We start from the raw sequence: 14,393 nt of genomic DNA on the forward strand, positions 1-14,393 counted from the left end.
GCTTAAATTTAGCCTCTAATAAATCTCAGCAAACAATGTTAATCTACGGAGTAAACCATTTTTCATATCAAGATGTTTTAGAAATCATTAAGCATCCCGAAAAAGCAATTCTTAACGAAAAATCTAAACAACAAATCACAAAATCTTATCAAAATGTACAGAAAATTGTAAAGTCTGATAAGACCGTTTATGGTATCAATACAGGATTTGGACCACTTTGTGAAACTAAAATTTCTGAAGAAGAGACTGCCAAATTACAAGAAAATCTTATTATTTCTCATTCTGTTGGAGTAGGAAATCCTATTGCAAAAGATATTTCTAAAATAATGATGGTGTGTAAAATTCACGCATTGTCTAAAGGTTTTTCGGGTATTTCTCTTGATGTTGTAGAAAGATTGATTGTAATGCTCGAAAAAGATATTATTCCTATTGTTCCAGAGCAAGGTTCTGTAGGGGCAAGTGGAGACTTAGCTCCTTTGGCTCACATGGTTTTACCTCTTTTGGGACTTGGTAAAGTTTGGGACGGAGATGCTATCGTAGAAACGAGGAAAAGTTTAGAAAAATATCAATTAAAGCCACTTCAATTACAAGCAAAAGAAGGTTTAGCACTTATCAACGGAACTCAATTTATTTTGGCTCATGCTATATTTGGATTAGAAAAATTCGAATATTTGTTGAATCTTGCAGATTTAGCAGCCGCTTTTTCTATTGAAGCATACCAAGGTTCTGCAAGTCCTTTCAAGAAAGAGTTGCACGAGATTCGTCCTTACAAAGGCAGTAAATTAGTTGCTGATAGAATGCTGAAATTTCTAAAAAATTCTGAAAATTTAGAGTATCACGAAAATTGTGGCAGGGTTCAAGACCCGTATTCTATGCGTTGCGTTCCGCAAGTTCATGGTGCAAGTAGAAATGCTTTTGAGCATTTAAGAGAAATGGCAGAAATAGAACTTAATTCTGTTACAGATAATCCTATAGTAATTTCTGATGAAGAAGCAATTTCTGGCGGTAATTTTCACGGACAACTGATGGCGATGCCTTTGGATTACGCTACTTTGGCAGCTTCAGAACTTGGCAATATTTCGGATAGGAGAAGTTATCTTTTACTTGAAGGGAAATATGGTTTGCCAAAATTATTGATAGAAAGTTCTGGCTTAAATTCTGGTTTTATGATTCCTCAATATACTACAGCAGCTTTGGTGACAGAGAATAAAACGCTTTGTTTCCCAGCTTCGGCAGATTCTGTTCCTACAAGTCTTGGGCAAGAAGACCATGTTTCTATGGGAAGTATTTCGGGTAGAAGATTTAATCAGGTTCTTAGAAATGTAGAAAATATTTTGGCGATAGAATTGATGTTTGCAACACAAGGAATTGAATTTAGAAGACCTTTGAAATCTTCAAAAATAATTGAAGAAAATTTCGCAATTATCCGTAAAAAAGTTGCCAAATTAGAAGACGATAGATTAATTGGCGAAGATATTTTAACAATGGTAGAAATGGTAAGGAATAGAGAATTTAGAACTTTGTGAAAATATTATGTATTTAGAGATTACAATATTGTCACATGTAATCTCTAAATTATAAATTGAGTTTTTAGCTATTTTTCAAATTCTAAAATTACCTCTTCAATTATAGCAATACAATCTAACAATTGTTCTTCTGTAATTACCAAAGGTGGCGCTAATCTGATAATGTTTCCGTGAGTTGGTTTTGCAAGAAGACCTTTTTCAGCTAATTTCAGGCAAATATTCCAAGCGGTAGAACTTTCTGGTGTATCATTTACCAAAATAGCATTTAGCAATCCTTTTCCTCTTACTTTATAGATTAAATCTGATTTTTTAATAATTTTTTCAATTTCTTTTCTGAAAATTTCGCCTAAATTTTCTGCTCTTTCAGATAATTTTTCATCAATTACAACATCCAAAGCTGCCATCGCAACAGCGCAAGCTAAAGGATTTCCTCCAAAAGTGGAGCCGTGTTGGCCAGGATGAATAACTTTCATAATATTGTCATTCGCCAAAACAGCAGATACAGGATACATTCCTCCAGAAAGTGCTTTTCCTAAGATAAGAATATCTGGTTGAACATTTTCGTGGTAACAAGCTATTAATTTTCCAGTTCTTGCAATGCCGGTTTGTACCTCGTCTGCCACAAATAATACATTGTGTTTTTTACAAATTTCCGATGCTTTTTTTAGGAATCCTTCATTTGGAACATATACGCCAGCTTCTCCTTGTATGGGTTCTACTAAAAATGCAGCAATGTGTTCAGCTTCGTCTTCCAAAACTTTTTCTAAGGCTTCAATGTCGTTATAAGGTATTCTGATAAAACCTGGAGTGAATGGTCCGAAATTATTATTTGCATCTTTATCATTAGAAAAAGAAACAATGGTAGTGGTTCTTCCGTGGAAATTATTTTCGCACACAATTATTTTGGCATAACCATCTTTGATGCCTTTTATTTCGTAACTCCATTTTCTGGCAATTTTTATAGCAGTTTCTACGGCTTCAGCGCCAGAATTCATGGGTAGAACTTTATCAAAACCGAAGAGTGAAGTGATTTTTTTCTCATATTCACCTAATTTAGAATTGTAAAAAGCTCTGGAAGTTAAAGATAAAGTTTTTGCTTGCTCTACTAAAGCTTCTACAATTTTTGGGTGAGAATGTCCTTGGTTAACAGCAGAATATGCCGAAAGGAAATCGTAATATTTTTTTCCTTCTACATCCCAAAAAAAAACGCCTTCGCCTTTGTCTAAAACTACAGGAAGAGGATGGTAATTGTGAGCTCCATATTGGTTTTCTAGGTCTATATAATGCTGAGAATTCTCTGTTTGTGTTGCCATATTTTTTAAATTTTTATAAAAATAGAAAATGTTTTTTTAAGACGAATTATTTATAACAAAAAAAGTTGTCTTTTGTAAGACAACTTTAATTATTAAATTTTTTTACTTGATTTACATGATGTTTTCAAATTTTTTATCCATCACGAAATCTTCCATAAATTTAGTAGTGTAATTTCCAGCTAAGTAATCTGGATTTTCCATTAGTTGTCTGTGGAATGGAATTGTAGTTTTAATACCTTCTATGTAAAACTCTTCTAACGCACGCTTCATTTTTGCAATAGCTTCTTCTCTTGTTTGTGCAGTAGTAATAAGTTTGGCAATCATAGAATCATAGTTTGAAGGGATAGTATAACCTTTGTAAACGTGTGTATCTACTCTTACACCATGACCACCGGGTATATTAAGTTCAGTAATTTTTCCGGGGCTTGGCCTAAAGTCGTTATAGGGGTCTTCTGCATTAATTCTACATTCAATAGAATGCATTTTTGGGAAATAATTTTTTCCAGAAATGGGTTGACCAGATGCTAGAAGAATTTGCTCTCTAATCAAATCGAAATCTACAACTTGCTCAGTAATAGGGTGTTCTACTTGAATTCTGGTGTTCATTTCCATAAAATAGAAATTTCTATGCTTATCTACCAAAAATTCTATTGTTCCTACGCCTTCATATCCAATAGATTCTGCTGCTTTTACTGCGGCATCGCCCATTTTTACTCTCAATTCTTCCGTCATAAACGGAGATGGAGTTTCTTCTGTTAATTTTTGATTTCTTCTTTGTACAGAACAATCTCTCTCAGAAAGGTGACAAGCTTTACCATATTGGTCTCCAGCAATTTGAATTTCAATATGACGAGGTTCTTCAATTAGTTTTTCCATGTACATTCCACCATTGCCAAAAGCTGCTACAGCTTCTTGAATTGCAGAATCCCAATGGTCTTTTAGACCTTCGGCTTTCCAAACGGCACGCATTCCTTTTCCACCACCACCCGCGGTAGCTTTAATCATTACAGGATAGCCAATTTCTTCTGCAGTTTTTGCTGCTTCTTCATAAGAAGCTATTAATCCTTCAGAACCTGGGATACAAGGTACTCCTGCAGCTTTCATAGTAGCTTTTGCAGTAGCTTTGTCGCCCATTTTTTCTATTTGTTCAGGAGAAGCTCCGATAAATTTTATGCCATTTTTTTGACAAATTCTTGAAAAATTTGCATTTTCTGATAAGAAACCATAACCTGGGTGTATAGCATCAGCATTAGTAATTTCTGCTGCTGCTATAATATTGGTAATTCTAAGATAAGAATCTTTACTCATTGGAGGACCAATACATACGGCTTCGTCTGCAAATCTTACGTGTAAACTGTCTTTATCTGCTGTAGAATATACTGCTACGGTTTTAATCCCCATTTCTTTACAAGTACGGAGAATTCTCATAGCAATTTCGCCTCTATTGGCGATTAATATTTTTTTAAACATCTTTTTCGAAATTATAAATTATAAATTTTGAAATTTTAAATTATTTTAAATGAATATTTTTCATTTAAAATTTATAATCTTTAATCTAAAATTCCTTAAGATGGGTCTACTAAGAATAATGGTTGGTCGTATTCAACTGGAGAAGAATCATCTACTAAAATTTTAACAATTTTACCAGAAACTTCAGCTTCTATTTGATTGAATAATTTCATTGCTTCTATAACACAAACTACAGAGTCATTTTTAATCTCACTTCCTACGTTTACAAAAACGTCTTTATCTGGAGAAGGTTTTCTGTAGAATGTACCAATCATTGGAGATTTAATGGTTACATATTTACTTTCGTCTTCGCTAGAACTTGCAGCAGCTTCTGGAGAAGCGACAGGTGTAGCAGTGGCTACAGGTGCGGTAATAGGAGCTTGGTAAGCTACAGGTTGAGGTGCAAAACTAATAGGAGCTTCACTTCCAGCGAGTGGAGTTTTAATATTTATTTCAAAGTCTTTTGTTTTGTATTTCACTTCAGAAACACCTGCTTTAGCTACAAATCTTATTAGATTTAGTAATTCTTTAGAATCCATATATAATATAATTTTTATACGGCTCAAATATAGTAATATTACAACAAAAAACCATTCTATTTTTTATAAAAAAAGAATGGTTTTTTTATCGAAAAGAAAAAACGATATTTTTTCTTCTTATTCTTCAGTAGAAGCTACTTCTTTCTCTAATACTACTTTACCTCTGTAGTATAGTTTACCTTCGTGCCAGTGAGCTCTGTGGAAAAGGTGTAATTCACCAGTCGTTGCATCTTTTGCCAATTGAGGAGCCACAGCTTTGTAGTGTGTTCTTCTTTTATCTCTTCTTGTAGATGACTGTCTTCTTTTAGGATGTGCCATTTTCTTGTTCTTTAAATTTTATGTAAAATTTTAATTTTTGTCTTTTAATTTTTTTAAAGCTTCCCAGCGAGGGTCTGTTTCTTCTGTTTTCTCCTCTTCTTCTTTGTTTTTCGGACTGAATTTTTCTAGAATTTTATGATAATCATCTTCTTCATTTACATTGGGCGATATTTTTTTCATTGGAATAGAAAGAACTACTGCCTCATAAATAATTTGCGAAATATTGAAAGAGCTATCACCAGACGGTATGGTAATTACTTCTTCATTGCTATCATCATATTCTTCACCGAATTTTACCAAAATTTTTATATTATTACTAATTGGATGAGCAAATTCTTCATTGCTTATGTCGCAAATTAAATCTACTGTTCCGCTAGTTGTAATATCAAACTCTAAAAATGTAGTGTGCTTTTCTAGCAGCACATCTGCATTAATATGAGCATTGGTAAACTCCTGTTCAATCTCGAATAAATCAAAGAACGATTGTTCTACTTCAAATTTGAATTGGTGTTTTCCGTTCTTAAGCCCAGAAAACGCTACTTCATAGTTTTTTAATTTGTCCATAAAAAACGGTTTGCAAAAATAAGGTAAATTTTTTAAATTACAAAAGAATTATTCATTTTCTTCTGGTAAATCTTCGTCTATGCCGTTGTCATTCGCTAAAACCTTAGATTTCAAAGGGTTTTTTGTTAGCTCCTGATATTCAGTTCTATTTCTAAAAATTTCAATTGCAGTGAAAATTGCTTCAGAAAAAGACTGTTCGTCTGCCATATTTTTACCGGCAATGTCATATGCAGTGCCGTGATCTGGAGAAGTTCTGATGAACGGAAGTCCCGCAGTATAATTTACTCCTTCTTCGTAAGCAATTGTTTTGAAAGGAGCTAAACCTTGGTCGTGATACATTGCTAAAACTCCATCAAAACTGCTGTATTTCTCCGGTTGAAAGAAACTATCTGCTGGATAAGGGCCAAATGCTAGAATTCCTTCGTCGAATAATTCTTTGATGGCAGGTTCTATAATTTCTATTTCTTCGTTTCCAATTGCACCACCGTCCCCAGCGTGAGGATTAAGTCCTAAAATGGCAATTTTAGGTTTTTGAATGCAAAAGTCTTCTATTAAACATTGATTTAAGGCTCTTGTTTGGTCTTTTATTTTATTTTTTGAAATGTTTTTTGCGATTTCAGAAACTGGAATATGGTGTGTTGATACCGCAACTTTAAGCTTCTCGGTTACCAAAAACATTAATCCTTTTTTGTTGAATTTTTCTTCAAAATATCCTGTATGACCAGTGTGTTTGAAGCCTTGTTTTATCATCTCATCTTTGTTGATGGGTGCGGTTACCAAAACATCTACATCGCCATTCATTAAAGCATTGGTAGCTGCTTCTAGAGAATCTATTGCCATTTTGGTAGATTCTTCTGTAGGTGTCCCAAATTCTACGTTCACATTGTCTTTCCAAAGGTTTACAATGTTTAGTTTTCCTAAGGCAGCTTCTTTTGGATGTTGAATGTAATTAAAATTTGTCTGAATTTTAAACACGTTTTTTTGATAGGAAAATAATTTCCCAGAACCGAAAATTACAGGTGTAAAAAAATCTGTGATGTTTTTGTCTTGTAAAGCTTTGAGAATAATCTCAACGCCAATGCCATTAAAATCTCCTACAGAAATTCCGACCTTAATTTTGTGGTGTTTAGAACTCATTTTTAATTATCTTTGAAGTTTGAAATAGTTTGTACAAATTTAGGAAAATATTTGCAGATTAAATTTGTTATTTTATAAAGAATTCTAAGTGATGATTGGAGCAAAAAATTCTGCTGAAAAAGATAATATTATGTTTACAGGAATTATAGAAGCAACTGGAGAAGTAAGAAAAATTGAGAAAGAAGGAACAAATGTACATTTTACATTAGTGGGACCATTTACTCAAGAGTTAAAAATAGACCAAAGTTTGGCGCATAATGGTTGTTGCCTTACGGTAGTGAAAATTTCGGGGGAAGAATACTCTGTAACAGCCATTAACGAAACATTAGAAAAAACAAATCTTGGGAATTTAGAAGTAGGAAGTTTGGTGAATTTAGAGAGATGTATGATTATGAATGGTAGGCTAGATGGGCATATTGTTCAAGGGCATGTTGATAAAACGGGCGATGTGGTTTCTATAGAAAATATAGACGGAAGCTATTTCGTAACATTCAGATATGAAGAAGATGGAGCTTTTACTACGGTTCCTCAAGGCTCTATTACGGTAAACGGAATTAGTTTGACGGTTGCAGAAAGCAAAGATAATCAATTTTCTGTGGCTTTAATTCCTTACACATGGGAATTTACCAATATGAAAAATCTAAAAGTAGGTGATAAAGTGAATCTTGAATTTGATATTATAGGTAAGTATATTGCCAAATTACTTAGAAAATAATGGCATTTAGCAGATATAGAGGTTATAGCCTTAGAACTAAGGTTTTTATAGGATTTATGGTGGTGTGTTTTCTCAGTATCATAGGTTCTACCGCTATGTCTTATCTTATCATTAGAAAATCCATAGAAGATCAAAGTAAAACAGAGATGCAAAATAAATTTGAAGCATTAATGAAAACTTTGGATTACGCACTAAGTCACACCATGGTTACCGAAAACAATTTGCCAAGTGTACTTCAAGATGAAATTTACGAAATAGCAGATATTCATAAGCACGATGTAATTATCTATGATTTACAAGGGAATTATCTCGTTTCTAATAAAGATAAAGATTTAGTTGCTCAGAAAAAAATTCCAGATGAAATTTTAAAAAAAGTAGAAAAATCTGAAGCCAGATACGATGTTCAAATTTATGACGAAAAAGTAGGCAGTACACTTACTTCGTCTTATATGATGATCAGAAACAATATGCTAGAGCCAATTGCGATAGTCTATTTTCCTTTTTATCACAACGAAGATTTTTATTACGGTGCTTTTCATAAGTATGTTCAATATATTATTTTGGTAAATCTTTTCCTCGTTCTTCTTAGTATTTGGTTGAGTTGGATTATTTCTAAAAATCTTACTAAAGCAATTACTAGAATTTCAGACCTTATTACCAGAACTACTTTGTTTGGTAAGGAAATGAGACCAATTAAGTATTTTAACAATGACGAATTAAGTGGTTTGGTGAAATCTTACAATAAGATGGTGTATCAGATTGAAGACCAAAAAATGCTTTTAGCAAATAAAGAAAGAGAAGAAGCGTGGCGAGAAATGGCAAAGCAAGTAGCTCACGAAGTGAAAAATCCTCTCACGCCAATGAAGCTTTTGATTCAGAATTTTGTAAGAAAATTTGATAAAAACGACCCTAATATTGAAACAAAAGTTAAAAATTTGGGAGTAAGTTTGGTAGACCAAATAGATTTAATTGCAACCGTAGCAAGTGCTTTTTCAGAATTTGCAAAACTTCCGCCAAAACACGACGAGCATTTCGATTTGAAGGAAGAATTAGAAAATTTAGTGCGAGTTTTTAATGAGGAAGGCAATATTTATTTGCATGTTAATAAGCAAAATATCCCAATAAATATGGATAGAGTTTATCTTTCCAGAATTTTCACCAATTTAATTACCAATGCAAAACAAGCGGAAAGAGAAGGTATAAAGCCTATCATTAATCTGGATGTAGAGTTGGTTAATAAAAAAGTTTTAATAACGGTAGAAGATAACGGAACGGGAATCCCGAAAGATAAATTAGAACAAATTTTTGAGCCTAATTTTACGACTAAAAGCTCTGGAATGGGGCTTGGGCTTACCATGGTTAAAAAAATGATTGAAGAATACAAAGGCGAAATTTCTGTAAAAACGGAAGAAGGAAGAGGAACGAAATTTACCATTGTTTTGCCAACCAATCTAGAATCTTAATTTTTTATTTCTAAATATTAATGAAACCTTTTCGTTTTCAGCAATTTTTTATTCAGCAAAACAAAAATGTTTTCCGAGTTGGGACAGATGGCGTTTTGCTTGGTGCTCTTTGTTCGCTGTCTTCTCCCAAAAACATTCTGGAAGTAGGAACTGGAAGTGGTTTAATTTCTCTTATGTTGGCACAAAGAGAATCTTCTGCCAAAATTTTAGCGATTGATATTAATTCTGAAGCAATAGAATTGGCAGGAATCAATTTTAAAAATTCTCCTTTTTCGGATAGATTAGAAATCAAATTTCAAGATTTTAAAAATTTTGAAAGTGATGAAAAGTTTGATTTAATTGTTTGTAATCCGCCTTTTTTTGAAGAAAATAATTCAGACAAAGATATTTTGGCTCGTCAACAAGTTGAACTTAATTTTGATAATCTAATCGAAAAATCTTCTCGATTCTTTTCTTCTGATGGTATTTTTTCGGTGATTATTCCTTCTTTTTCGGCTGATGAATTTGTTGATTTGGCGATGGAATATCAATTGAATTTGGTAAGAAAAGTCAATATTTTTGGCATTGAAGGGGGAAGTTTGAAAAGAAATGTTTTAGAATTTTCTCTAGCTTCAAAAGATGTAGAGATTTTAGATTTTACCATAGAAAAATCTCCAAGAAATTATTCCGAACAATATTTGCAATTAACTAAAGATTTCCACGTATTTGGAAAATAAAAAAGCTCTTTCAAATTTTTGAAAAAGCTTTTTAGGTATATTTTTTTTAAAAATTTACTCGAAAAGTTCTGCTGTACTCATCATGGTTACGCCGCCGTCTTCACATTTAATAGCTTCACCAGGGAAATTCTGTATCATGTGATAATCGTGAGTTGCCATCAAAACAGCACATTGTCTTTCTGTGGAAATTGATTTTAGAAGCGTCATAATGTCATTAGATGTTTCTGGGTCTAAATTTCCTGTAGGTTCGTCTGCCAAGATAAGCTCCGGATGGTTAAGTAACGCTCTTGCAATAGCAATACGTTGTTGTTCTCCACCAGACAATTCGTGTGGCATTTTGTGCTTTTTAGTTTGCATGCCAACGCTAGAAAGCACTTCGTCTATTCTGTCGCTCATCAATGTTTTGTCTCTCCAGCCAGTTGCTTCTAATACAAATTGTAAGTTTTTTTCGATGCTTCTATCGGTAAGCAATTGGAAATCTTGAAAAACAATGCCCAATCTTCTTCTAAGATTTGGGATGTCAGAAGCTTTTAGTTTTAATAAATCAAAACCTACCACTTCTCCTTCTCCTTCTTTTAATGGAAGTTGCCCGTAAAGTACTTTTAATAATGAACTTTTTCCAGAGCCAGTTTTTCCGATAATGTAGCAGAAAGTTCCTCTTTTTATAGAAAGATCCACTTTAGAAAGTACTGTGAAGTTTTTCTGAACAATCTTAGCATTCTTTAGTGTGATGATATCGTCACCTACAAAGTTTTTGTGTGGCATATTTTTTAAATGATATTGTTGAATTTATTCTTGATTAAATTGTAAAATTGTAATCAACATCCAAAAATAAGGAAAACCTTTTTTTTAACCTAAATTTTGGCAAAATTTTAACAAACAAAAAATGCTCGGAAAGTAAATTTCCAAGCATAAATTTTATAATAAAATCAAAAGAAATTATTATCTCTTAGCTCTTACGTCGCTAACAGTTAATCTCTTTCTGCCTTTTGCTCTTCTTGCAGCTAATACTCTTCTACCGTTTGGAGTAGACATTCTTTCTCTGAAACCGTGCTTGTTTCTTTTCTTTCTCTCTGATGGTTGGAATGTTCTTTTGCTCATTGCTTATATCTTTAATTCGGTAATACTTTATTTTTAATTTTCAGGTTGCAAAGATATGGTTTTTTTTATTTTCTGCAAATTAATTTTATTTATTTTTCAAATATTTTTTAGAGCTTAATTTTAGAACTAAAATGCAAACTATAGTCAATTTACCTTTTCGAAACATTTTCAAAAACGTATATTTGTAAACTTAATTTTTAAAGAAAATGTTTACACAATCTCAGTTACAAGAAATCAAAAATCTTTTGTTGCCAGAAAATAAAGTAGTTATTATCACGCATTACAACCCAGATGGTGATGCAATTGGCAGTTCTTTAGGTTTAAAACATTTTCTTAAAACATTAGGTTTAGAGCCTATTGTTATTGTTCCTAATGATTTTCCTAAATTTCTAAAATGGATGCCCGAAGCAAAAAAAACAATTATTGCAGATTATAAAAGAAAGATGGCTTCGGATGCAATAAAAGATGCTGACGTTATTTTTTGCTTAGATTTTAATGCGCACAACAGAATCGGGATTGTGGGAGATTGGCTGGCAAATGCTACCGCTAAAAAAATATTAATAGACCATCATCAACAACCGGAAGATTTTGATTTTGTGTATTCGGATGTAACGATTCCTGCGACTTGTCAAATGATTTATCATTTTATTGAAGCGCTTGGAAAAGAAGATTTGGTAAATCAAAATATTGCAGAATGTCTCTATACTGGGATTATGACGGATACAGGAGGTTTCCGCTTTCGTTCTACTTCTGCTACAACGCATAGAATTGTGGCGAATTTAATAGAAAAAGGCGCAGATCCTGCTATGATTACTTCTAATACCTGGGATACGAATACCGTTTCTAGATTGCATCTTTTATCATTAATTTTAGGCAGAATAGAGTTGGTGAAAGATGGTAAAGTTGCAATTCTTTATCTAAAACGTGACGAATTAAAAGAATTTGGCTTCGAAAAAGGCGATACGGAAGGTTTTGTAAATTACGGTTTGAGCATTGCTGGGACTAAGATGTCTGCTTTTTTTATGGAAGATTTATACGAAGATTTTATTAAAATTTCGTTCCGAAGCAAAGATGATGTAGATACCAACGCATTTGCACGAGCGCATTTTAACGGAGGTGGACATATTAATGCTTCAGGTGGTAAATATTTTAAAAACATCCACGAAACGATTGAAGATTTTAAAGAAAAAATTGAAGAGGAGGAGTTTTAAATGATTTGCCACGAATACACTAATGCTTTTTTATAATTAATTTGTGTATTCGTGGCTGATAAATTAACAAATTCTCGGCAATTGTTCTCCAATCAAAGGGTTTACTACGCGTTTTCCGCCAAAAGCACTTTCCATAATTACTTTTCCGGCATGTTCTTCGGTAATGAAACCAATTTTAGAAGCGTGATGGTTTACTCTTTGTAAGATTTCTAAAACTTCGTCTGAAATTTCATCGTCGCAAACACAAAGAAAAGTTCCTTCATTCGCAACATACATTGGGTCTAAGCCTAAAAGTTCACAAGCGCTTTTTACTTGTTTTTCTACCAAAATTTTATCTTCAAAAAGATGAATTCCCAAGTTGCTTTCAGACGTAATTTCGTTGAGAACAGAAGCTAAACCACCTCTAGTTGCATCTCGCAGAAAATGAATTTTTTCGCCAAAATTTTCAATGAGTTTTTTGATTTCGAAATTTAAATTTTTGGTATCGCTTAAGATTTCGGAATCAAATTTTAAACCTTCTCTTTCGCTCATAATCGCCATTCCGTGAGAAGCTATGTCTCGGTTAATGATGATGCTTTGTTTCGGTTTTATGTATTTAATCCCGATTTTTGCATTTTCATAAATTACACCAATTCCAGAAGTGTTGATGTAGATTTTGTCGCCTTTTCCGCGTTCTACAACTTTGGTGTCGCCAGTTACAATTTGAACGCCAGATTTCTCGGTTGCCAATTTTATAGAATGAATAATTTTTTCAAAATCTTCCATTGGAAATCCTTCTTCAATGATGAAAGAAAGCGAAAGGTATTTCGGTTTTGCACCGCACATCGAAATATCATTCACTGTACCGAAAACTGCCAATTCTCCTATATTTCCGCCTTTGAAAAATATCGGAGAAACTACAAAGCTGTCGGTAGAAAAAGCTAATTTCCCTGAAAGATTCAGAAAAGCTCCATCGTGTTTTTGGTTTAGTATTTCGTTTGCTAAATTTTTGAAAATCAAATTATTGAGAAGTTCGGTTTGTTTTTCGCCGCCACTTCCGTGTTGAAGGTTGATGGTTTCCATTTCTTAGAATTGAGAGTTGAAAATTGAGAATTAAAAATTACATCGGACTGTCCGATTCTAGTTCTAAATCTTCACCCATTAATTTTAGAGCATCCATCGTTTTTTTTGCTTCCTCTTCGTTAATAATTCCGATTGCAGCGCCAACGTGAACCAAAATGTAATCTCCAATTTTAGCTTTGGGAACTAATGCGAGATTTACTTCTTTTTTGATGCCTTCAAAATCTACACTTCCTATTCTGAACACTTCGTCTAATTCTGAAGTGATGTTTTCTAATTTTCCGGGTATTGCTAGACACATAACTTTTTTTGTTAAGTTGATGATTGGTAAGGTTGTAAAACTGAATTATTTTACAAATTCACGATTTCACGGTTTTACTTTTCAAAAATTCATACCAAGCTTCCATTCCTTTGCCAGAGGTTGCGGAAACTTCAAAAAACTGAATGTTTGGATTTACTTTTTTGGCATTTTCTTTCAGTTTTTCAATGTCAAACTTCAAGTAAGGCAACAAGTCTATTTTATTGATAATGCAAATGTTAGACGTGAAAAACATGTCGGGATATTTCAAAGGTTTATCTTCTCCTTCTGTGGTGGAAATAATGACAACTCTTTGGTTTTCGCCTAAATCGAACATGGATGGACAAACCAAATTTCCTACATTTTCTATCATTAAAATAGAATTTTGTTTTGGCTTTAGTTCTTTCAAAGATTTTGCAATCATTTCAGAATCTAAATGGCAACCTTTTCCAGTATTAATTTGAAGAACGGGAACATTCAAAGCGTGAATTCTTTCGGCATCGTTCGTGGTTTGTTGGTCGCCTTCAATTACAGAAAATTCTATTTCGTTTTTTAAATCAGCGATTGTTTTTTCCAAAAGCGAAGTTTTTCCAGAGCCCGGCGAACTTACTAAATTCATTGCAAAAATATTCAAAGCTTCAAAAAATCCACGATTTCTTTCTGCTCCCAGTTGATTTTGATGAAGAATATCTTTTTCTAATTCCACAATATTTGTTCCGTGAGAGTGATGGTGATGATGGTCGTGGCTGTGTTCGTGAGAATGTTCATGAGAGTGAGCATGATCGCCATGGTGATGTTCGTGAGAATGAGTGTGTCCATCGTGATGATGGTGAGTGTGGTGGTTTTCTCCCATTTTGGTTAAGGTAATTCCGTTTTCGTTAGAACTACATCCGCAAGTTGAGCACATATTTTAAATGTTTTTAA

At 33.2% G+C, this 14,393-nt stretch carries 16 protein-coding genes; 5 read left to right on the plus strand and 11 right to left on the minus strand.

Features of this window, described 5'->3' with window-relative positions:
• Positions 1–35 precede the first annotated feature (35 nt).
• Positions 36–1,526, plus strand: a complete 1,491-nt coding sequence (gene hutH / locus QM746_RS04420) for a histidine ammonia-lyase (protein ID WP_414983105.1) — start codon at positions 36–38, stop codon at positions 1,524–1,526.
• A gap of 68 nt (positions 1,527–1,594) precedes the next feature.
• On the opposite strand, the gene rocD is transcribed toward hutH, so the two are convergent.
• The 6 genes from rocD to pdxA all read right to left on the minus strand — a co-directional run bounded on the left by rocD (position 1,595) and on the right by pdxA (position 6,906).
• Positions 1,595–2,839 carry an ornithine--oxo-acid transaminase gene (rocD, locus tag QM746_RS04425; protein ID WP_414983106.1) on the minus strand — a complete coding sequence of 415 codons (1,245 nt, stop codon included), beginning with the start codon at positions 2,837–2,839 and terminating at the stop codon, positions 1,595–1,597.
• Positions 2,840–2,950: 111 nt separating this feature from the next.
• Positions 2,951–4,309 carry an acetyl-CoA carboxylase biotin carboxylase subunit gene (gene accC / locus QM746_RS04430; protein ID WP_414983107.1) on the minus strand — a complete coding sequence of 453 codons (1,359 nt, stop codon included), beginning with the start codon at positions 4,307–4,309 and terminating at the stop codon, positions 2,951–2,953.
• A 95-nt stretch (positions 4,310–4,404) separates the two neighbouring features.
• A complete protein-coding gene (gene accB, locus QM746_RS04435) occupies positions 4,405–4,887 on the minus strand; it encodes an acetyl-CoA carboxylase biotin carboxyl carrier protein (protein WP_414983108.1) in 483 nt (160 codons plus the stop codon).
• 117 nt (positions 4,888–5,004) lie between these two features.
• Positions 5,005–5,205 carry a 50S ribosomal protein L32 gene (rpmF, locus tag QM746_RS04440; RefSeq protein WP_374363923.1) on the minus strand — a complete coding sequence of 67 codons (201 nt, stop codon included), beginning with the start codon at positions 5,203–5,205 and terminating at the stop codon, positions 5,005–5,007.
• A 30-nt stretch (positions 5,206–5,235) separates the two neighbouring features.
• Positions 5,236–5,769 carry a YceD family protein gene (locus tag QM746_RS04445; RefSeq protein WP_414983109.1) on the minus strand — a complete coding sequence of 178 codons (534 nt, stop codon included), beginning with the start codon at positions 5,767–5,769 and terminating at the stop codon, positions 5,236–5,238.
• A 48-nt stretch (positions 5,770–5,817) separates the two neighbouring features.
• Positions 5,818–6,906, minus strand: coding sequence for a 4-hydroxythreonine-4-phosphate dehydrogenase PdxA (pdxA, locus tag QM746_RS04450; RefSeq protein ID WP_414983110.1), 1,089 nt, complete (start codon positions 6,904–6,906; stop codon positions 5,818–5,820).
• 130 nt (positions 6,907–7,036) lie between these two features.
• On the opposite strand from pdxA, the gene QM746_RS04455 reads away from it, so the two are divergent.
• Genes QM746_RS04455 through QM746_RS04465 form a run of 3 tightly spaced genes read left to right on the plus strand, consistent with a single transcriptional unit; the run spans position 7,037 to position 9,800 of the window.
• The gene (locus QM746_RS04455) at positions 7,037–7,621 is read left to right on the plus strand and encodes a riboflavin synthase (RefSeq protein ID WP_414985117.1); all 585 of its coding nucleotides are present in this window, start codon (positions 7,037–7,039) and stop codon (positions 7,619–7,621) included.
• Complete coding sequence (locus tag QM746_RS04460; protein ID WP_414983111.1) at positions 7,621–9,084, plus strand: ATP-binding protein; 1,464 nt, start codon at positions 7,621–7,623, stop codon at positions 9,082–9,084. The genes QM746_RS04455 and QM746_RS04460 overlap by 1 nt, the downstream gene beginning before the upstream one ends.
• Positions 9,085–9,104: 20 nt before the next feature.
• Positions 9,105–9,800, plus strand: a complete 696-nt coding sequence (locus tag QM746_RS04465; protein WP_414983112.1) for a tRNA1(Val) (adenine(37)-N6)-methyltransferase — start codon at positions 9,105–9,107, stop codon at positions 9,798–9,800.
• Between the two features lie 54 nt (positions 9,801–9,854).
• Here the strand turns inward: QM746_RS04465 and QM746_RS04470 are convergent, their stop codons facing one another.
• Positions 9,855–10,565 carry a cell division ATP-binding protein FtsE gene (locus tag QM746_RS04470; protein WP_374363928.1) on the minus strand — a complete coding sequence of 237 codons (711 nt, stop codon included), beginning with the start codon at positions 10,563–10,565 and terminating at the stop codon, positions 9,855–9,857.
• A gap of 177 nt (positions 10,566–10,742) precedes the next feature.
• Positions 10,743–10,901, minus strand: coding sequence for a 50S ribosomal protein L34 (gene rpmH, locus QM746_RS04475; RefSeq protein ID WP_188616868.1), 159 nt, complete (start codon positions 10,899–10,901; stop codon positions 10,743–10,745).
• A gap of 206 nt (positions 10,902–11,107) precedes the next feature.
• Between rpmH and QM746_RS04480 the strand changes: the two genes are divergently transcribed.
• Entirely contained in the window at positions 11,108–12,112 is a 1,005-nt protein-coding gene (locus tag QM746_RS04480; RefSeq protein ID WP_414983113.1) for a DHH family phosphoesterase, read from the plus strand.
• Between the two features lie 63 nt (positions 12,113–12,175).
• On the opposite strand, the gene hypE is transcribed toward QM746_RS04480, so the two are convergent.
• Genes hypE through hypB form a run of 3 tightly spaced genes read right to left on the minus strand, consistent with a single transcriptional unit; the run spans position 12,176 to position 14,376 of the window.
• Entirely contained in the window at positions 12,176–13,174 is a 999-nt protein-coding gene (gene hypE, locus QM746_RS04485; protein ID WP_414983114.1) for a hydrogenase expression/formation protein HypE, read from the minus strand.
• 37 nt (positions 13,175–13,211) lie between these two features.
• Positions 13,212–13,472 carry a HypC/HybG/HupF family hydrogenase formation chaperone gene (locus QM746_RS04490; RefSeq protein WP_414983115.1) on the minus strand — a complete coding sequence of 87 codons (261 nt, stop codon included), beginning with the start codon at positions 13,470–13,472 and terminating at the stop codon, positions 13,212–13,214.
• Between the two features lie 58 nt (positions 13,473–13,530).
• Complete coding sequence (gene hypB, locus QM746_RS04495) at positions 13,531–14,376, minus strand: hydrogenase nickel incorporation protein HypB (RefSeq protein ID WP_414983116.1); 846 nt, start codon at positions 14,374–14,376, stop codon at positions 13,531–13,533.
• Positions 14,377–14,393: the final 17 nt, after the last annotated feature.

The organism is Cloacibacterium sp. (assembly GCF_047601505.1).
Lineage (GTDB): Bacteria > Bacteroidota > Bacteroidia > Flavobacteriales > Weeksellaceae > Cloacibacterium.